Genomic DNA, 18,534 nt, shown 5'->3' on the forward strand with positions numbered 1-18,534 from the left:
GATAACGGTAAGTCCTTGAGCACAATCATATTGAGGGGTTATGTGATGGGCTTCTGTACGGCGAAACATATTGATTTACTCAATATGACAAACTGGCGGCGGCCCGCCAGCGCGAAGGCGGCGAAAAACGCGATGCGCATGCCGCCGGGGTCAGGCGGTGAAACGGGCCCCTTTCAGGGCCGCAGAAGGACCGCTCAGTTGTCCCAAGCGTGGGGGGCGAAGAGGTAGCCTTTATTGCGTACCGTCTTAATCCGGTAGGGTTCTGTGGCGTTATCGAGCAGTTTTTTGCGCAGGCGCGAGATGGCGACGTCGACGCTGCGATCCATCCCGTCGTAGGTGACGCCGCGTAAATTTTTCAGCAGGGCGTCGCGGTCCATAATCTGCCCGGCGTGGGTAGCCAGCTCCCACAGCAGGTCGAAATCGGCGGTAGACAGGGCGACGCTTTCTCCGCCGAGCAGCACCTGGCGGTTGACCGGGTCAATGGTCAGTGAGCCAAAGGAGATGGTCTTGTGCGGGGTGAGCGTCGCAGGCGCGCCTGCTCCCGCCGGGGCGATATGCTGGCGCAAATGCAGACGCAGTCGCGCCAGCAGCACCGCCGGCGGGGTGGTTTTCAGGATATAATCGCTGGCGCCCATCTCCAGGGAGAGGATATGGTTCATATCGCTGTCGAGCGAGGTCAGCAGGACAATCGGCCCTTGCCATTGCCCACGCAGATCGCGACAGAGCGTCATTCCGTCCTTGCCGGGCAGCATAATGTCCAGGAGCACAAGGTCCGGTTTCTCCCGCGCGATCACTTCCTCTGCGCGGTCGCCGCGAGGCTCGACCACCACATCCATATCATGCTTGCCGAGATAGGCGGCGATCAGCGCCCCTACCTCAGGGTCATCCTCAACAAAAACGATTTTATTCATGTCTATTGCACATCAGTAAAAGAAGTAACATACACCGCGCCTATTTTACCCGCCATTCCTCTTTTATAAACAGCGCTAATTCCGCTATGCTGCGCTAACTTGTTGATTCATTGTTAAGGCATAAGGACATGGGGCTGTTAATCAAAGGGCTGCTGGGCGCGCTGGTGGTGGTGCTGATTGGCGTGCTGGCGAAAACCAAAAACTACGCCATCGCCGGACTTGTTCCGCTGTTTCCCACCTTTGCGCTCATCGCCCACTATATTGTCGCCAGCGAGCGCGGTATTGAAGCCCTGCGCACCACTATCGTGTTCGGTATGTGGTCGATCGTTCCCTATTTTATCTATCTGCTGTCGCTGTGGTACTTCACCGGGATCATGCGCCTGCCGTTGGCGCTGGCAGGCGCAGTGGGGTGCTGGGGGCTGTGCGCGTGGCTGTTGATTGTTGGCTGGAGCCGCTTCCACTAACGCAGAGGGCGACCGCCGTCGACGGCGAATGACCGGCCGGTCACGTAGCGGCTGGTAAACAGATAGTCGATAAGGTCGCTGATCTCTTTCTCGCCCGGGGCGATTTTCATCAGCGACTTATCCAGCGCCTGCTGACGATAAGCCTCGTCGTCACCTTCATTGAAGATGATCAGCGACGGCGCAATGGCGTTGACTTTGATCTCCGGGGCCAGCTTGCGGGCAAAGGAGCGGGTCATGTTGTCCAGCGCGGCCTTGCTGGCGGCGTAGGCGATATGTTTATCGCTCCCGCGCTCCACCACGTAATCGGTGATATGGATAATGTCGCTGGCGGCGTGGCCGTGGCCGCGCAGGAGCTCCTCCAGCGCGTGGTTGAGCAGATAGGGGGCATGGACGTGGATCTGCATCATGCGGTTGATCACCGTGCTGAGCGGTACGCCCGGCTTCTCCGCCATCCAGTCACTGGCGTTGTGGATGATGGCCCGCAGGCCGCTGGTATGCGATTTAACCGCTTCGGCAAAGGTCAGAATGCCGTCATCGCTGCTGAAGTCGGCCTGCAGACAGAGGGCGCCCGCTTCGCGCAGGTCTTCGATCGCCGGATAGGGCGTGCGATAGCTGACGATCACCGGCTGGTGTTGCTGCAGAAAATGGTGCGCCAGCGCGAGGCCGATGCGGCGGCCTCCTCCTGTGATCAGAACCGGGCGGGGCTGTTGTTCAGCCATGGGTATCTCCTTTGATTTCTGCGGCAGGGCGACCGCTTACCCCACCAGCATCCACGTTGCCGGCACAGCGGCAACCAGCAATAAACCAATTAGCGCCAATTCGCGGCGTTTGAGCGAACGATCGTGCTGGTGCGTACGTCGGGCGTACAAAAAGACCAGAAGACCCGGAGCGTAAAGTACCACCGACAACAGCAAATGCACAGGTCCCGACGCGTATAATAACCATAAGCCATAAATGCAGGCGCCGATACCCACCGCTTTATGCAGCGGACGGGTGGCGATTTTGAGCAAAAAGGCGCCGACCAGCAGATAGGGCACGAGGATCATCTCTGAGGCGATGGTCAGCAGGGTGCCGTAGTCCGAACCGGTCAGCCAGATGAGGACCAGCGACGCCTGAACGCTGATATTGGTCAGCCACAGCGAAGCGGAGGGGGCGTTGTTGCGGTTCTGGCGGGCGAACAGGCGCGGGAAGGCTTTGTGAGTGGCGGCGAGGTAAGGCACTTCGGCAGCCATGATCGTCCAGCTGAGATAGGCGCCACACACCGACACGATTAGCCCGGCGGCAATCACAATTTCACCCCACGAGCCCATCAGTCTGACCATCAGTCCCGCCATCGACGGGTTGCGCATTTCGGCCAGTTCGCTACGCGGCACCACGCCCAGCGACAGCAGGGTGACCAGCAGATACACCGCGAGGGCCGAAAGCACCGCCAGCAGCGTCGCGCGGCCAACGTCCCGCTTGTGTCGCGCGCGGGCGGAGACCACCACCGCGCCCTCGACGCCGATAAACACCCACAGAGTGATCAGCATCGTGTTTTTAACCTGCTCCCACACCGGTACGCCCAGCGCCAGGCCGCTGAAATCGAGGCGGAACGTATCCAGCTGAAAGGCCAGGGCGGCGAGGGCGACAAACGCCCCCAGCGGCAACAGCTTGGCGAGGGTGGCGACCAGGTTAATTCCCGCCGCCGTCTGCACGCCACGCAGGACCAGGAAGTGGACCACCCACAGCAGAACTGAAGCGCCAACGATAGACTGCCAGGTGTTGCCATCGCCAAACAGGCGCAGCTCAGGGGTATCGGTGAAGAAACTGAGCGCCGAAAAGACGATCACCAGATAGGAGACATTGGCGATCACCGCGCACAGCCAGTAGCCCCAGGCGGAACAGAAGCCGATCAGCTCGCCGAACCCTTCGCGGGCGTAGGTGAAGATCCCGCCGTCGAGGTCGGGACGAATACGGGTCAACAGCAGCATCGCGAAGGCGAGGAACAGGATCCCGACGCCGGTAATCGCCCAGCCGATGAGCAGAGCGGAAGGGCTGGCCACGGCCGCCATATTTTGCGGCAAACTGAATACGCCAGCGCCGAGCATTGAGCTGAGGACCAGGGCGGTCAGGGCGCTCAGGCCCAGTTTCTTTTCCATTGCATTCCCGAGGTGAAAATGGCTGTTCCAGAATATTTATTTTGCGAAATCGCATAAAAATGGAGGATTGCGCTAAGGCGCGGGATTTTACGGAGTGTCCGGGGGCCATGCAATGGCGGGGGATGAAAAAAAATGAAAAGGCGGCAATGCGCCGCCTTTTTAGCCAGTCAGCAGCGATTATTTGTACAAATCGGCGCTGATGGTGATGTTGCCGCCGCGTTCCTGCCACTGGCGGGTAATGTGATAGTACTTCGCCCCTTTCTTCGCCGCTCGTTTTGCCGTCTGATAGGAGATCTCGGTCATGTTGCCGTAGTTGCCGGTGAACTTGATGTTATCGAACGGCACCATTTGCGCCGCAGTCACTTTGTTCACTTCTTCAACTTTGGTGCCGTCCGGCAGCGTGACAGTGTAACGTCCGCCTTTTGACGACTGGGTCTCGAAGAAACGACCTACGCCGGTGCCGGAGCCAACCGCCGCGGTGGTGGCGACGCCCGGGATTTCGACGTTTTTCGCCGCTTCGCCGCCTTTGGCCAGCGCCGCGCGGCCGGCTTCAGAATCAGCCGGGATAGCGTCCGGGCTCTGCAGAACGCGTTTTTCCGCATCTTTTTTGTAGATATAGGCGGTAATGCGCTGATTGCCGCCCTGGTTGGCGTCGACCTGGCGGACGATGAAGAACGCATAGGCGCCTTTCGCTTTCGCCGCTTTGGTGATGGCGTCGTTCACTTCCGGCTGGCTGCGATAGAAGCCCTGGACGGTGACGGTGTCGTAAGGCATCAGCTCAACGGCCTGATCTTTCGGCAGCTCCATCACGCCATTGATGATGCGATTTTTCGGCGCATCCGCTTTCGGCGCGTCGTCTTTATAGAGGTCAGCCGTGACGCGCCAGTTGCCGCCATTGCCGTAATCCGACGTGTCGACAACATAGAATGAGGCCGCGCCGTCTTTGTCAGCTTTGCGCGATACCGCTTGCACCGCGTCGCCAATGGCATTAAAGCGGCCGGTGACGACAACGCGATCGTAGGGCTTCAGCGCAGCCGCCTGCTCCGGGGTCAACTCGGTCGCTGCGTGGGCAGACAACGTGGCGGTTGTCAGGAGAGCAGACGCCAGGAGGGTGTTTTTAAGCTTCATAAAAATAATCCTTTGCCTTGCGCAAACCATATACTGGTGTTGTTGTTGACTGAAAACGTTTGATTATTGCATTTAATCGCCGTGACTGTCTGCGTCATTTTTTGCGTGCCGCCCGAATCGTATACTACGGAAAGATAACATTTTTCGATATGTTGAAAAAACAGCCGCTTGACCAGCAAAAACGATAATCGATACCACTTTTATTAGTTAATGTAATGTTAATACAATGATCTCAATGGCGATAAATGGCGTTTTATACCACTGGATAAGCGGATTATCAGGCCTGAGAGGCAAATTCAGGTAAATATTGCTGCCCGGAACCATCTGTGCTGACAATAAGCAATAAAATCAAAATTTCTGTTTTATCGCTGTAGATCACAATCGCTATTTTCAGTAGGTTATAAAAAGTTTGTTACTGTTTCATTTTGCAGACAGCGAAAGATGGCGAGGATGATTTTGCCGTCCTGTCGCTGTTGGTCAGAAAAGTAAACCATCATCAAAAACCGATGGAAGGGAAAACTATGCGTATTGGTGTACCACAAGAAAGGCTAGCCCAGGAGACCCGGGCCGCCGCCACGCCGAAGACCGTTGAGCAGTTGCTCAAACTCGGCTTTAGCGTCGCGGTAGAAAGCGGCGCCGGGAAGCTGGCCAGCTTTGACGATGAGGCCTTTGCCCAGGCAGGGGCTGAAATCGTGACCGGCGACGAGGTGTGGCAGTCTGATGTCATCCTCAAGGTCAATGCCCCGAATGACGATGAAATTGCCCTGTTAAACCCAGGAACCACGCTGATTAGCTTTATCTGGCCGGCGCAAAACCCGCAGCTGATGGAAAAACTGGCGGCCCGTAATATCAACGTGATGGCGATGGATTCGGTGCCGCGTATCTCACGCGCCCAATCGCTGGATGCGCTCAGCTCAATGGCCAATATCGCCGGGTACCGCGCTATCGTTGAAGCGGCCCATGAATTCGGTCGTTTCTTTACCGGGCAGATCACGGCGGCAGGCAAAGTTCCGCCCGCCAAGGTGATGGTTATCGGCGCCGGGGTAGCTGGACTGGCGGCGATTGGCGCCGCCAACAGCCTGGGCGCGATTGTCCGCGCCTTCGATACCCGCCCGGAAGTGAAGGAGCAGGTGCAGAGTATGGGCGCCGAGTTCCTCGAGCTGGATTTTAAAGAGGAAGCGGGCAGCGGCGACGGCTATGCCAAGGTGATGTCCGAAGCCTTTATCAAAGCCGAAATGGCGCTGTTCGCCGCCCAGGCGAAAGAGGTCGATATTATCGTCACCACGGCGTTAATACCGGGCAAACCGGCGCCGAAGCTGATCACCCGGGAAATGGTTGACTCAATGAAGTCGGGCAGCGTGGTGGTCGATCTCGCCTCGCAAAACGGCGGCAACTGCGAGTACACCGTGCCGGGCGAAGTGGTGACCACCGCCAACGGCGTGAAAATTATCGGTTATACCGACCTCCCAGGCCGTCTGCCGACCCAGTCCTCCCAGCTCTACGGCACTAATCTGGTGAACCTGCTGAAGCTGCTGTGCAAAGAGAAAGACGGCAATATCGTTATCGATTTCGATGACGTGGTGGTGCGCGGCGTGACCGTGGTGCGCGAAGGCGAAATCACCTGGCCGGCGCCGCCGATTCAGGTCTCCGCTCAGCCGCAGGCCGCGGCGAAAAAAGTGGAAGCGCCGAAAGAAGAGGTCAAACCGGCGTCGCCGTGGCGCAAATATGCGCTGATCGCGCTGGCGATTATCCTCTTCGGCTGGCTGGCCAACGTGGCGCCAAAAGAGTTCCTCGGCCATTTCACCGTCTTCGCGCTGGCCTGCGTGGTGGGTTACTACGTGGTATGGAATGTCTCCCATGCCCTGCATACGCCGCTGATGTCGGTGACGAACGCCATTTCGGGCATTATCGTGGTTGGCGCATTGTTGCAGATAGGCCACGGCGGCTGGGTCAGCTTCCTGAGCTTTATCGCGGTACTGATCGCCAGCATTAATATTTTCGGTGGTTTTACCGTGACTCAGCGCATGCTGAAAATGTTTCGCAAAGGATAAGGGGTAGCACATGTCTGGTGGATTAGTTACAGCTGCATACATTGTTGCTGCAATCCTGTTTATTTTCAGCCTGGCGGGTCTGTCGAAACACGAAACCTCGCAGCAGGGCAACTATTTCGGCATCGCCGGGATGGCCATCGCTCTGATCGCCACCATTCTGGGGCCGGACGCCGGCAACGTCGGCTGGATTATCCTCGCGATGGTGATCGGCGGGGCCATCGGTATTCGTCTGGCGAAGAAGGTCGAAATGACCGAGATGCCGGAGCTGGTGGCCATCCTGCACAGCTTCGTGGGCCTGGCGGCGGTGCTGGTAGGGTTTAACAGCTACCTGCAGCATGAAACCGGTATGGAGCAGATTCTGGTCAATATCCATTTGACCGAAGTGTTCCTCGGCATCTTCATCGGCGCGGTGACCTTCACCGGTTCGGTGGTGGCGTTTGGTAAACTGCGCGGCAAGATCTCCTCCAAACCGCTGATGCTGCCTAATCGCCATAAGCTGAACCTGGCGGCGCTGGTGGTCTCCTTCGTACTGATGGTGATTTTCGTGCGCTCCGACAGCACCGGCACCCAGGTCCTGTGCCTGCTGGTGATGACCGCGATCGCGCTGGCCTTCGGCTGGCATCTGGTGGCCTCTATCGGCGGCGCGGACATGCCGGTGGTAGTCTCTATGCTCAACTCCTACTCGGGCTGGGCGGCGGCGGCGGCGGGCTTTATGCTGAGCAATGACCTGCTAATCGTCACCGGCGCGCTGGTGGGCTCTTCCGGCGCCATCCTCTCTTACATTATGTGTAAGGCGATGAACCGCTCCTTTATCAGCGTGATTGCCGGCGGCTTCGGCACCGATGGTTCCTCCAGCGGCGGCGATGAAGAAGTGGGCGAGCACCGCGAAATTAGCGCCGAAGAGACGGCGGAGATGCTGAAAAATTCGCACTCGGTCATCATCACCCCGGGCTATGGTATGGCGGTGGCCCAGGCGCAGTATCCGGTAGCCGAGATCACCGAGAAGCTGCGGGCGCGCGGCATTAAGGTGCGCTTTGGCATTCACCCGGTCGCCGGCCGTCTGCCGGGGCATATGAACGTCCTGCTGGCGGAGGCCAAGGTGCCTTACGACATCGTGCTGGAGATGGATGAGATCAACGATGATTTCAGCGACACCGACACCGTGCTGGTCATTGGCGCTAACGATACCGTCAACCCGGCGGCGCAGGACGATCCGAAGAGCCCGATTGCTGGTATGCCGGTGCTTGAGGTGTGGAAAGCGCAGAACGTGGTGGTCTTTAAGCGTTCGATGAACACCGGTTACGCCGGCGTACAGAACCCGCTGTTCTTTAAAGAGAACACCCATATGCTGTTTGGCGATGCCAAAGCCAGCGTCGATGCGATCCTGAAAGCGCTGTAATGTAACATTATTGTTTTACAACGTTTGTTTATAAGCCGTCTCCTGTGAGACGGCTTTTTTATATGCAGAAGGATGCCAGGAATTGTTCATAAAATAAGCGGAGAGAGGTGATATAATGTTCCGGTTCTTACATCAGACAGAGGATATTATGGATACCGAGTTAACCCCAACGCAGATGGCCATCGAATTCTTACGCCGCGACACTACCGTCATGACCCCAGCGCAGTATCTGAAAAAACTTAAACTGCTGGAGCTGGAGTTTGCTGACCTGATGGCGCTCTCCTCGCTGGAGCTGAAAGAAGAGATCGATCTGGCCTGGCGTCTGGGTATCCACTGAGTCGTTCATGATCGCCATGTAATGACGGGGCCGCAAGCGGCCCTTTTTTGTGCCTGAGGGAAAGCGGGCAAAAAAATCCCCCGCGAGGCGGGGGAAGGTGAACGTTCCGGGAGGGAAGGTTAATCGTCGTCGTCGTCGTCCAGTTCCACCGGCGTCTGATAGGCCTCTGGTTTAAGCACCAGCAGATCGCAGCGCAGGTGGTCGACGACCTGCTCCGCGGTATTGCCAAGGAACGCCGCGGAGAGGCCGGTGCGTCCGACTGTACCCAGCACCACGATCCCCGCCTGCAGATGCTCGGCGAGATCCGGGATCACCTCCTCAGGCAACCCTTTTTCCACATGGGTGAATTTCTCGTCAATGCCAAACTTCTGCCGCAGCGCTTTCATCGCCAGCAGATGCTGACCGCGAATGGCGTCGTTGTAGACGCTGGGATCGAAATCCGGCAGCTCAATCGCGATATTGATCGGGGTGACCGGATAGGCGCCGATAAGGTGTACTTCAGTGTGGTTGACTTCTTCCGCCAGCGACAGCGTCTCGCGAACCAGCTTCTCGTTGAGGGTGTTGTGATAATTCTCTTCACTGGCCAGATTGACGGCGACCAGCGCTTTACCGCCTTCCGGCCACGGCTGATCTTTCACCATCCAGACCGGGCAGGGGCACTTACGCAGCAGATGCCAGTCGGTCGGGGTGAAGATCACCGCTTCCAGCTTGTCGTGCTGGTGGGCCATCTTCAGCAGCAGGTCGTGTTTCTCACTGATCACTTCCTGAATAATGGCTTCGAAGGGGCGGTTGTGCCACACCACTTTCACGTCAATCGGCACACCGGATTCAAGATAGAATTTCGCCTGCTCGCGGATCCAGGCCGTTCGTTGGGCAATGACGCCCTGACGCATCGCCGTCCGTTCGTCCGGCGACAGCAGGGTGGTCATTTCATAAGAAAAATCATAGATCGGCAAAAAGGCTTTGATGCGTCCACCAATCCGTTGGTGCAGGTACACCGCTCGCCTTAGCGCCGGCTGGTCGTCCTGGTTAGGATCGATTACTACCAGCATGCTCTGATACTTCGCCATACAGGGTCTCCTTACAACTGCAGCTACCGTCAGTTATTAAAAAGATAACCTATATGGATGAATTGAAACAGGGGAGGAGCCTGGTCAGATCAACAAATCTGAAAAAAATGCCGATCCTGACCAGGTGTTGCGCGGAGATTAAGCGACGTTGCGCGCCTGACCGGCCAGCTGGGCCAGCAGGTCGCCGTTTTCAATGGTGATGTATTTGCCTTTCACCGCCAGCATGCCGCTCTTCTGGAAACGCCCCAGCAGACGGCTGATGGTTTCGACGGTGAGGCCGAGATAGTTGCCAATGTCGCCGCGGGTCATGGTCAGTCGGAACTCGCGGGGAGAGAAACCGCGCTGCGCGAAACGGCGGGACAGGTTATAGATAAACGCGGCCAGGCGCTCTTCGGCGTTCTTTTTGGAAAGCAGCAGGATCATATCCTGGTCGCCTTTGATCTCACCGCTCATCAGGCGCATCATCTGCTGACGCAGATTCGGCATTTTTCCGGAAAGATCGTCGAGGGTTTCAAAGGGGATCTCGCACACCATCGAGGTTTCCAGCGCCTGGGCGAAGCTCGGGTGCAGGCCGGTGCCGATGGCGTCGAAGCCCACCAGATCGCCCGCCAGATGGAAGCCGGTAATCTGCTCATCGCCTTGCTCGGTGATGGTGTAGCTTTTGATGGTCCCGGAGCGAATGGCGTACAACGATTTCAGCTCATCACCCGCTTTGAACAAGGTTTGACCTTTCTGGATGGGCTTTTTCCGCTCGATAATATTATCCAGCTGATCAAGCTCATGCTCGTTCAGAGTAAAGGGGATGCAGAGCTGGCTGATACTGCAATCCTGACAATGGATAGCACAACCGCCAGACTGAATGCGTCGAATAATTCGCTTCTCAGGGATCATATGTCTGCTCAGGCCTTAATTGATATTGGTCAATTTTAACATCTTTTTGATGAGCAGGTAAGTCTTCAGGCTCTGAAACACGTAATATCAGCAGGGTAAATCAACACAGGCTGATATCTGCTTGATTAAAAATAGATTATTCAGCCACATTGGATTGTAAAATTACCTGAAAATTCCGAAAACGCATTTTCAGTCAAAGCAACAGATAGCCCTCGTGGCGCAGAAGCCACTCTTTACGCTGCACGCCGCCGGCATAGCCGGTCATCGTGCCGTTACGCCCGATGACCCGATGGCAGGGCACCACAATACTCACCGGGTTGGCGCCATTGGCGGCCCCCACGGCGCGCGCCGCGCCGGGACGACCGAGCGCCTCGGCCAGCTGACCATAGTGCATCACCTGGCCGCAGGGGATTTCGCGTAACGCCCGCCAGACCTGGCGCTGGAAAGGGGTGCCGGCGGTGGCGGTAGGCAGGGTCTCGATGACGGCCAGATCGCCGGCAAAATAGTCGTTCAGCTTACTGCTGAGACCGCCTGGATTGCGGCAGTCGACGCGCTGATAGCCTTCCCGGCGATAGTGTACATCGAGAAGGGTTTCCATCCGATCGCGGTGCTCGTCCCACTCGACGGCGCGCAAATTAAACTGTTCGTCGCAGAGCACCCACAGCGCCCCCAGCGGGGTATCCATTTTATCCTGCAGCAAGGTCAACATCGTTTCGGTCATCCACCATCGTACACGAGGGCCACACGATACCACGCGCCGGCGGCGGTCAACTATACTCCCAAAAGATAAACCCGCATCATCGACCGGCAGCCACTGGCCGTTACGTTGATTTATTTTTGGATCGATCCTGGAGGGTTATCGGGCATGGTTTTTGCTACTTTTAAGCTGACGACGCCGGTCCTCCGCGCAGCTTTGCGCGCCCGGGAAGGTGCCGCCGCGTCGGCGCGGCGCGGTTAATAACTCAGAGGTGGGGCTATGCAATATATACTGACTGGCGTAATCGTATTGATCTTCAGCGGCCTGGTTATCCACGGCCTCACGCTGTTGCTCGAACGCGGGTATCGCGCGCTTTTCGGCATCTTCGCCGGAGCCGCGGATCTCCCCCGCAAGGTCAAAGTGAAGGTGCCGCGTTAAGCGTAAGCCGCCGTCCCTGGCGCTTCAACGGCTTAAGGAAGCCGCGGATAGATGCCAGGGCCGATGGGCAGTCCTGCCAGATACCAGCCCACCAGCAACAGCAGCCAGACGGCGAGAAAAATCAACGGGTAAGGGAGCACCAGCGAATAGTATGTCCCGAGGCGGGCGTCCGGTCGGTAGCGCTGTAAAAAACCGAGAAACAGCGGCACAAACGGTGAAACCGGCGCCAGCGGCAGCACCGATGAATCGGCGATGCGAAACAGGATCTGCGCAAACGCCGGGTGGAAGCCCAGCAGCATAAACATCGGCACGAAGATCGGCGCCAGAATCGACCAGATGGCCGAGCCGCTGGCGATAAACATACACAGAAAAGCCGACAGCAGCGCCAGACCGACAAACGCCGGGACACCGTTCATGCCGGCGCTCTCCAGCAGGTCCGTCAGGCCAACGGCCATAAACTTACCCATATTGCTCCAGTTGAACATCGCCACGAACTGCGCCAGCGGGAAGACCATCACGATAAAACCGGCCATCTCTTTCATCGGCTCAATCATCAGCTGTGGCAGGTCAGCCTGGCGGCGAATTTTGCCGGTCGCGATGCCGTATGCCAGCGACACGACAAAGAAGAAAAAGATAATCAGCGGCACGATGCCTTTGATAAACGGCGAGGGCATGACCGTGTGCTGAACCGGATCGCGAAGAATGCCGTTTTCCGGAACCACCATCAGGGCGATGACCGCCACGAACGCCAGCGTCGCCACGCCGGCGATGCGCAGGCCGAAACGCTCCTCGGCGGTCAGCGTCTGCAGCTTGTCATCACGACTGCCTTGCCATTGGCCCAGCCGCGGCTCCACCAGCTTGTCAGTGATCAAACCGCCGACGAGGGTCAGGAGGATCACTGAGGTCGCCATAAAGTACCAGTTGTCGATCACGCTGACGTGCAGAGAGGCATCGATGGATTTGGCCGCCTCGGTGCTGATCCCGGAGAGCAGCACGTCGGTGGTGACGATCAGTAAATTGGCGGTAAAGCCGCAGCCCACGCCGGCAATGGCCGCCAGCAGGCCGGCGACCGGATGCCGACCGACGGCGAGAAACATCAGCGCCCCCAGCGGCGGCATGATCACCAGCGCGGCGTCGGAAGAGATATGGCTGAAAAAGGCGATAAACAGCACCATATAGCTGGCATAACGGGCGCTAACGTGGGAGGCCATCTTCACCATCAGCGCGGGCAACAGGCCTACCCGCTCGGCAAAGCCGGCGCCCAGCACCAGGGCGAGGATCGCCCCCAGCGGCGCGAATCCGCTGAAGTTTTTAATCACGTTCGGTAGAAACCAGTGCAACCCTTCCACGCTGAGCAGGTTTTTGACCACCACCCGCGACCCGTCCGCAGGGTTTTGGACCCCGACGTTGAAGGCGGAGAGTATCGCCGTGGCGGCGATCAGCGCCACGATGAGATAGATAAACAGCAAAAACGGGTGCGGGACCTTATTACCGATCTTCTCTACCCAGCCATAGCGCTTTCCGGCGGGGGAAGGCGACGGTATGGATGACATACTCATGGGCGTTCCTCTGTTGTCGTTGTTGTGTTAGGCAGGCCTGCTCCCGTACTGCCGGCGGTTATTATGGTCGGTGCGTGCCGCGATGCCGGTCAGCGTCTGTCAGGAGCGGTCTGGTCTGTATGGTTAGCGTAAAACCGACGGTCTCACCTCCGCCGGGATCGGGCAGCGGTAGGGATGTTCGGCCAGCGCTTGCCTGAGCTCTCGCTGGCTGGCCTCCAGCAGCGCGCGGTCGCTGAATAAGCGGATCGCCGTCGCCGCGAGGACTTTCCCCGCCAGCAGCATCCCTTTATGGGCGATGGCGGTGCGTCCCTGGCTCACCAGCTGCCAGCTGTGCAGCGGGGTACCCACCGCGAAGCAGGGGCTGAAGCACTGGGCCACCGGCGCTTTCCAGCTGACATCGCCGACGTCGGTGGAGCCGGCGAGGAGCGTATCCGTGGCCGCCCACGGCGCCACCTCCTCAATCAACAGCGTGTCGCGGTGGCGACGAGCGAAGGTTTTCCCCGCCTCGCCGCCGGTGCCGGCGATATTGTTCAGGCTGTTGTTGATATCGTTGTCGCTGAGCGTGGCGCGGATCGCCGCGGCAAAGGCGCGCTCGTCGTCGCTCCATGCCGGCGTGCCGTAACGGCATACCGCCTGGTACATCGCCGCTTCGAGCGTGCGGTTAGGCAGATAGCCCGAGCAGGCTTTTTCAAAGCGGCAGCTGACGTGGGTCTCGGTCATCAGCGCGGCCCCCTGGGCAATCTTCTCAATGCGGGCGAAAATCTGTTCCACGTCGGCCATCTCCGGCGCGCGGATCAGATACAGCACTTCCGCCTGGGCCTGGACGACGTTGGGCGAGACGCCGCCGGTATCGGTAATGGCGTAATGAACCCGCGCCTTCTCGATAATATGTTCATTCAGGAAGTTGCTGCCGGTGGTCATCAGGGTGACCGCGTCCAGGGCGCTTCGCCCCAGGTGCGGCGAATTGGCGGCGTGGGCGGCGGTGCCGGTAAAGCGCCACGCCGCCTGAATGTTGGCGAGGGTGCGGGTGCTGAACATCCCGGCCCAGGCCTCTGGATGCCAGGTGAGGGCCGCATCGACGTCATCAAACAGCCCTTCGCGCACCATAAAGGTTTTGCCCGAGCCGCCTTCTTCTCCCGGGCAACCGTAGAAGCGCAGGGTGCCTGCGCCGCCGTGCTGCTGCAGCCATTTTTTAGCGGCCACCGCCGCGGCGAAAGCCGCCGTCCCGAGCAGATTGTGCCCGCAGCCGTGACCGTTGCCCCCCGGCGTCGACGATGTCGGCTCCGCGCAGTGGGCCTGCTGGCTAAGACCCGCCAGGGCGTCAAACTCGCCCAGCAGGGCAATAACCGGTTGGCCCTCGCCGACGCTGGCGATAAAAGCATTGGGGATCCCGCCGGCATCCCGGGTAAGCTGAAAACCTTCCGCTTCCAGGGCGTCCGCCAGCCGGCGGGCGGACCAGAACTCCTCAAAGCGCGTCTCCGGGTGATCCCAGATGTCATCGGCGATAGCGCAATACGTCTCGCGGCTTGCCTCAATCACCTCGTCCACAAACTGAAAGATGGGTTCCATCACACCCCCCGCTGCCAGGGAAAGTTAAGCGCGACGCGCGCCAGGGTGTCGACCGCGACCGTCATTACGCTCTCGTCGAAGTCAAACTTCTCGTTGTGGTGACCGGCGCTCAGTTCGGTGCCGAATATCATGTACGAGGCGAGGCCGCCGCGCGCCTGGACCCGGGCCATCATCAGGGTGGCGTCTTCCGATCCCGCCGGGGCGGCGATGCGATCCACCGCCTGCTGCACGCCGGGCACAAGGGCGGCCTGTTCGCGCAGGTACGCCACCCACGCCGGCGACGGGGCGCTGGCGGTGGCCGCGCCCATCATGCGTAACTCGTACCCGGCTTGATGCATTGCCGCGGCCCCGGCGATGACGTGCTGCGCCCGGTCAAAAACATACTGATTGATGGCTTCGCTTTCGCCGCGGGTTTCCACTTTTAACAGGGCCGAAGAGGGCACCACGTTGCGTCCGGTGCCGGCCTGCATCACCCCAACGTTGACCCGCGACGCGCCGGCGCTGTGCGGTGGGATGGCGTGCAGAGCAAGGGCGGCCTGGGCGGCGGCGAGCAGCGCGTTGCGCCCATCTTCAGGCTTACCGCCGGCATGGGCGGCCACGCCGCTAAACTGCACATCGAATTTGGTGGTGGCCATAAAGTTGTCCCCCCCGCACACCACGGTGCCGACCGGAACGCCGGTGCCGATATGGATGGCGGTGAAATAGTCCACCTCGTCCACCACGCCGGCGGCCACCATCGCGCGGGCGCCGCGGGTACCCTCTTCAGCAGGCTGGAAAATCAGTTTAATGACCCCGTTGAGCTGGGCGGCATACTGCTTCAGCACATGCGCCAGACCCAGCCCGATGGCGGTATGTCCATCGTGGCCGCAGGCGTGCATCATGCCGGCGTTGCAGGAGGCGAAATGGTCGCGATGGGGGCGGTGGCTGTCATCGTGCTGCTCATTGAGGTCGAGGGCGTCCATGTCGACGCGAAAGGCCAGGGTTGGGCCGGGACGTCCGGTGTCGAGCGTCGCCACCACGCCGGCGAACCCGCCTTCAAACGCCGGCAACCAGCGTTCCGGCGCCCCTTGCTCGCGGGCGCGCTCGAAAGCCTGGGTCAGGGTCTCCTCATCCGGCAGCCCCATCCGGCTGTCGGCATCGATGACGTCACGCCCCAGCGCCAGCTGGTAGCCGAGCCCGTCGAGGATCTCCGCCACCTTGCTGGCGGTGCGAAACTCCAGCCAGCCGGATTCAGCGTGCAGGTGAAAATCGCGGCGCCATTGGGTCATGGCTGGCGCCAGCTGGCGCAGGTATTCATCAAGTTGCGGCATAGCTTATCCTGTCATAAGTAAAAAATGTGACGGCGTTCACGATGTGATAGCTTTTGTTTATCACTGACGCGCTACAGGCCTTAACGCTCTTAACCTGCCACAGCCTGATGGATTACAGTAGATGTCATTTTCTTCCGTCTGATAAACAACGGTTATCACCAAAAACATGGCATTTCAGATTAAATTTCATCAAATTCGCGCCTTCGTCGAGGTGGCCCGGGAAGGGAGTATTCGCGGCGCCAGCCGCTCGCTGGCGGTCTCGCAGCCGGCCCTGACCAAAGCGATTAAAGAGCTGGAGGAGGGGCTTTCCGCTCAGCTGTTCGTCCGCCGCCGCCAGGGGGTGGCGCTGACTGACGATGGCGAAAGTTTTTATCAACATGCGAGCCTGATCCTCGAGGAGCTGCGGGCGGCGCAGGATGAACTGCTGCAGCGCCAGGGAGAGCAGGCCGGGCAGATCAATATTGGCCTTGGCGCCAGCGTCGCCCGGTCGTTGATGCCGTCGGTGATCTGCCGCTTTCATCAGCAGCATCCGCAGGTGAAGGTGCGGATCATGGAGGGCCAGCTGCTGGCGATGATCAATGAGCTGCGCCAGGGGGAGCTGGATTTCACCATCAACACCTACTATCCGGGGCCGTACGACCATGAGTTCAGCTTTGAAAAACTGTTTGAGAAACCGTTCGCGGTCTTCGCCCGCGCGGGGCATCCGGCGGCGCAGGCCACCTCGCTGGTGGAGCTGATGGATCACCACTGGACCATGCCGACGCCGCGTGGCAGCTACTTTAAACAGCTGCAGGACCGGTTTAATCAGGCCGGGCTGGCGCCAAAGGTGGATATTGTGTGCGAGACCTTCTCGTCGTGCATCAGCCTGGTGGTGAAAAGCGATTTTCTCAGTATCCTGCCGGTGGAGCTCGGCAACGATCCGATGATGGCGGACAAGCTGATGATGATCCCCGTCCGCGAAGCGTTGCCGACGGCGGCCTATTTTCTGATCCAGCGGCGCGACACCCGGCAGACGCCGCTAACGGCGTCATTAATCACCCTGTTTCGCCGCCAGAGTCGACAATTGTTTCCTTAACCGCCCGTCGCGCTCACTTTGCCAGCAGACGGGGCTAAACGCGTTGAGGGGGGAGCGCGAGGCGGCTATAGTAGCTGGCGACAGCCGCTGGAGGAGAGCCCATGAACCTTGATGACAAATCCCTGTTTCTTGACGCCATGGAAGATGTCCAGCCCCTGAAACGTAACAATGACGTGCACTGGCATCCCGGGCGCAACAGTCGCGCCCCGCAGCGCGTCGACACCCTGCAACTGGATAATTTTCTCACTACCGGCTATCTCGATATCGTACCGCTCGCCACGCCGCTGGAGTTTAAGCGCGAAGGGCTGCAGAGCGGTGTGCTGGATAAGCTACGGCGGGGGAAATACAGCCAGCAGGCGAGCCTCTCCCTGCTGCGCCAGCCGGTGGAACAGTGCCGGCAGATGCTCTTCGCCTTTATGGTGCAGGCGCAGAAAGAGGGGTTACGCAATGTGCTGATCGTTCACGGCAAAGGCCGCGACGACCAGTCCCATGCCAATATCATCCGCAGCTATCTGGCGCGTTGGCTGGAAGAGCTGCCGGAGGTGCAGGCCTTCTGCGCCGCGCTACCACATCATGGCGGTAGCGGCGCCTGCTATGTCGCGCTGCGTAAATCGGCCGAAGCGAAGCAGGAGACCTGGGAGCGGCACGCCAAGCGCAGCCGTTAGCGCAGCAGCAGCGTCAGCTCGCGGGCGGCTTTTTGCAGCTCCGGCAGCACGCGGTCGATCATCTCGCGGGCCGACATCTGGCCCGCATGCACCCCGACGTTCAGCGCCGCCTGCGCCTGCCCCTGGGCGTTAAACAGCGGTACCGCGAGGGAGCGCAGGCCCATCTCCAGCTCCTGATCGTTGAGGGCATACCCCTGCTGATGCACCCGTTTCAGCTCGGCGCGCAGCTTCGCCACCGAATCCACCGTCTGCGGGGTATAGCGGATCATGGTTACCCGGGCCAGCATGTCGTTGAGCTTCTCCTCCGGCTGATGGCTGAGCAGCACCCGACCCATCGAGGTCGCCCACGCCGGAAGGCGGCTGCCGATATCGAGGTCGATGGTCATGATCCGCGAACTGGAAGCGCGGGCGATATACAGGATATCGTCCCCGTCGAGGGTGGCGATGGAGCAGGACTCATTGAGCATTTCGCTCAGATGCCGCAGCACCGGCTGCGCCGAACGCGCCAGCGGCGTCGAGGCCAGCCAGGCGTGCCCCAGGGCCAGGATCCGCGGCCGCAGCTGAAAATGCTTACCGTCTTCGGCATAAACGAACCCCAGCTTGCTCAGGGTATACAGGCAGCGGCGCACCGCTGCGCGCGGAATGCCGGTCTTTTGACTGATCTGTGAGATAGACAGCAGGGGCCGCTGCGGCGTGAATGCCTGAATCACCTCCAGGCCGCGCGCCAGCGAGGCCATGAAGTTAGGATCGCCCTTAAACGGATCGCCGTCGCCGGTCAGTAAATCGTCTGGATGCTTGTCCATTTCTGTTCCCCATATTTGCCATCGATCAC

The 18,534-nt window shown here is 59.4% G+C and carries 18 protein-coding genes; 7 read left to right on the top strand and 11 right to left on the bottom strand.

The window, feature by feature from the left end; all coding sequences use genetic code 11:
• Positions 1-194: 194 nt before the first annotated feature.
• Entirely contained in the window at positions 195-911 is a 717-nt protein-coding gene (gene rstA / locus ABLV54_RS00335) for a two-component system response regulator RstA (protein ID WP_023289500.1), read from the bottom strand.
• Between the two features lie 128 nt (positions 912-1,039).
• Between rstA and ABLV54_RS00340 the strand changes: the two genes are divergently transcribed.
• The gene (locus ABLV54_RS00340) at positions 1,040-1,375 is read left to right on the top strand and encodes a GlpM family protein (RefSeq protein ID WP_023289501.1); all 336 of its coding nucleotides are present in this window, start codon (positions 1,040-1,042) and stop codon (positions 1,373-1,375) included.
• Here ABLV54_RS00340 and folM read toward each other — a convergent pair.
• The 3 genes from folM to ydgH form a co-directional block, all read right to left on the bottom strand.
• Positions 1,372-2,094, bottom strand: a complete 723-nt coding sequence (folM, locus tag ABLV54_RS00345; RefSeq protein ID WP_048334905.1) for a dihydromonapterin reductase — start codon at positions 2,092-2,094, stop codon at positions 1,372-1,374. The two genes, ABLV54_RS00340 and folM, sit on opposite strands and share 4 nt — an antisense overlap.
• Before the next feature lie 36 nt (positions 2,095-2,130).
• Positions 2,131-3,513, bottom strand: a complete 1,383-nt coding sequence (locus tag ABLV54_RS00350; RefSeq protein ID WP_044522700.1) for an amino acid permease — start codon at positions 3,511-3,513, stop codon at positions 2,131-2,133.
• 177 nt (positions 3,514-3,690) lie between these two features.
• Complete coding sequence (gene ydgH, locus ABLV54_RS00355; protein WP_004887044.1) at positions 3,691-4,641, bottom strand: DUF1471 family protein YdgH; 951 nt, start codon at positions 4,639-4,641, stop codon at positions 3,691-3,693.
• 521 nt (positions 4,642-5,162) lie between these two features.
• Here ydgH and pntA point away from each other — a divergent pair.
• The 3 genes from pntA (at position 5,163) to ABLV54_RS00370 (ending at position 8,428) form a co-directional block, all read left to right on the top strand.
• Positions 5,163-6,692 carry a Re/Si-specific NAD(P)(+) transhydrogenase subunit alpha gene (gene pntA, locus ABLV54_RS00360; RefSeq protein ID WP_048297428.1) on the top strand — a complete coding sequence of 510 codons (1,530 nt, stop codon included), beginning with the start codon at positions 5,163-5,165 and terminating at the stop codon, positions 6,690-6,692.
• A 10-nt stretch (positions 6,693-6,702) separates the two neighbouring features.
• A complete protein-coding gene (gene pntB / locus ABLV54_RS00365; RefSeq protein ID WP_023289505.1) occupies positions 6,703-8,091 on the top strand; it encodes a Re/Si-specific NAD(P)(+) transhydrogenase subunit beta in 1,389 nt (462 codons plus the stop codon).
• 148 nt (positions 8,092-8,239) lie between these two features.
• Positions 8,240-8,428, top strand: a complete 189-nt coding sequence (locus tag ABLV54_RS00370; RefSeq protein WP_004887037.1) for a YdiH family protein — start codon at positions 8,240-8,242, stop codon at positions 8,426-8,428.
• 119 nt (positions 8,429-8,547) lie between these two features.
• On the opposite strand, the gene uspE is transcribed toward ABLV54_RS00370, so the two are convergent.
• From uspE to ogt, 3 genes are all read right to left on the bottom strand, one after another.
• Positions 8,548-9,498, bottom strand: a complete 951-nt coding sequence (gene uspE, locus ABLV54_RS00375; RefSeq protein ID WP_004887033.1) for a universal stress protein UspE — start codon at positions 9,496-9,498, stop codon at positions 8,548-8,550.
• Between the two features lie 138 nt (positions 9,499-9,636).
• Entirely contained in the window at positions 9,637-10,389 is a 753-nt protein-coding gene (gene fnr, locus ABLV54_RS00380; RefSeq protein WP_004887031.1) for a fumarate/nitrate reduction transcriptional regulator Fnr, read from the bottom strand.
• Positions 10,390-10,582: 193 nt separating this feature from the next.
• Positions 10,583-11,098, bottom strand: a complete 516-nt coding sequence (gene ogt / locus ABLV54_RS00385) for a methylated-DNA--[protein]-cysteine S-methyltransferase (RefSeq protein WP_023289506.1) — start codon at positions 11,096-11,098, stop codon at positions 10,583-10,585.
• A 267-nt stretch (positions 11,099-11,365) separates the two neighbouring features.
• Here ogt and ABLV54_RS00390 point away from each other — a divergent pair, with 267 nt between their 5' ends.
• Positions 11,366-11,524: a hypothetical protein gene (locus ABLV54_RS00390; RefSeq protein WP_023289507.1), complete on the top strand. Its 159-nt coding sequence runs from the start codon at positions 11,366-11,368 to the stop codon at positions 11,522-11,524.
• A gap of 32 nt (positions 11,525-11,556) precedes the next feature.
• On the opposite strand, the gene abgT is transcribed toward ABLV54_RS00390, so the two are convergent.
• The 3 genes from abgT to ABLV54_RS00405 all read right to left on the bottom strand — a co-directional run bounded on the left by abgT (position 11,557) and on the right by ABLV54_RS00405 (position 15,962).
• Positions 11,557-13,083 carry a p-aminobenzoyl-glutamate transporter gene (gene abgT, locus ABLV54_RS00395; RefSeq protein ID WP_044522707.1) on the bottom strand — a complete coding sequence of 509 codons (1,527 nt, stop codon included), beginning with the start codon at positions 13,081-13,083 and terminating at the stop codon, positions 11,557-11,559.
• A gap of 123 nt (positions 13,084-13,206) precedes the next feature.
• Entirely contained in the window at positions 13,207-14,652 is a 1,446-nt protein-coding gene (locus ABLV54_RS00400; protein WP_050534354.1) for a M20 family metallopeptidase, read from the bottom strand.
• Entirely contained in the window at positions 14,652-15,962 is a 1,311-nt protein-coding gene (locus tag ABLV54_RS00405; protein ID WP_044522725.1) for a M20 family metallo-hydrolase, read from the bottom strand. Before ABLV54_RS00405 ends, ABLV54_RS00400 begins: the two co-directional genes overlap by 1 nt.
• A gap of 166 nt (positions 15,963-16,128) precedes the next feature.
• Here ABLV54_RS00405 and ABLV54_RS00410 point away from each other — a divergent pair, with 166 nt between their 5' ends.
• Both ABLV54_RS00410 and smrA read left to right on the top strand, forming a co-directional pair.
• Entirely contained in the window at positions 16,129-17,037 is a 909-nt protein-coding gene (locus tag ABLV54_RS00410; protein WP_044522727.1) for a LysR family transcriptional regulator, read from the top strand.
• A 101-nt stretch (positions 17,038-17,138) separates the two neighbouring features.
• A complete protein-coding gene (gene smrA / locus ABLV54_RS00415) occupies positions 17,139-17,702 on the top strand; it encodes a DNA endonuclease SmrA (RefSeq protein WP_032452707.1) in 564 nt (187 codons plus the stop codon).
• Here smrA and ABLV54_RS00420 read toward each other — a convergent pair.
• Positions 17,699-18,505, bottom strand: coding sequence for an IclR family transcriptional regulator C-terminal domain-containing protein (locus tag ABLV54_RS00420; RefSeq protein WP_023289513.1), 807 nt, complete (start codon positions 18,503-18,505; stop codon positions 17,699-17,701). The genes smrA and ABLV54_RS00420 overlap by 4 nt on opposite strands.
• Positions 18,506-18,534 lie beyond the last annotated feature (29 nt).

The organism is Klebsiella sp. JB_Kp042, from assembly GCF_040065275.1.
In the GTDB taxonomy this organism is placed as follows: Bacteria; Pseudomonadota; Gammaproteobacteria; order Enterobacterales; family Enterobacteriaceae; genus Klebsiella; species Klebsiella quasipneumoniae.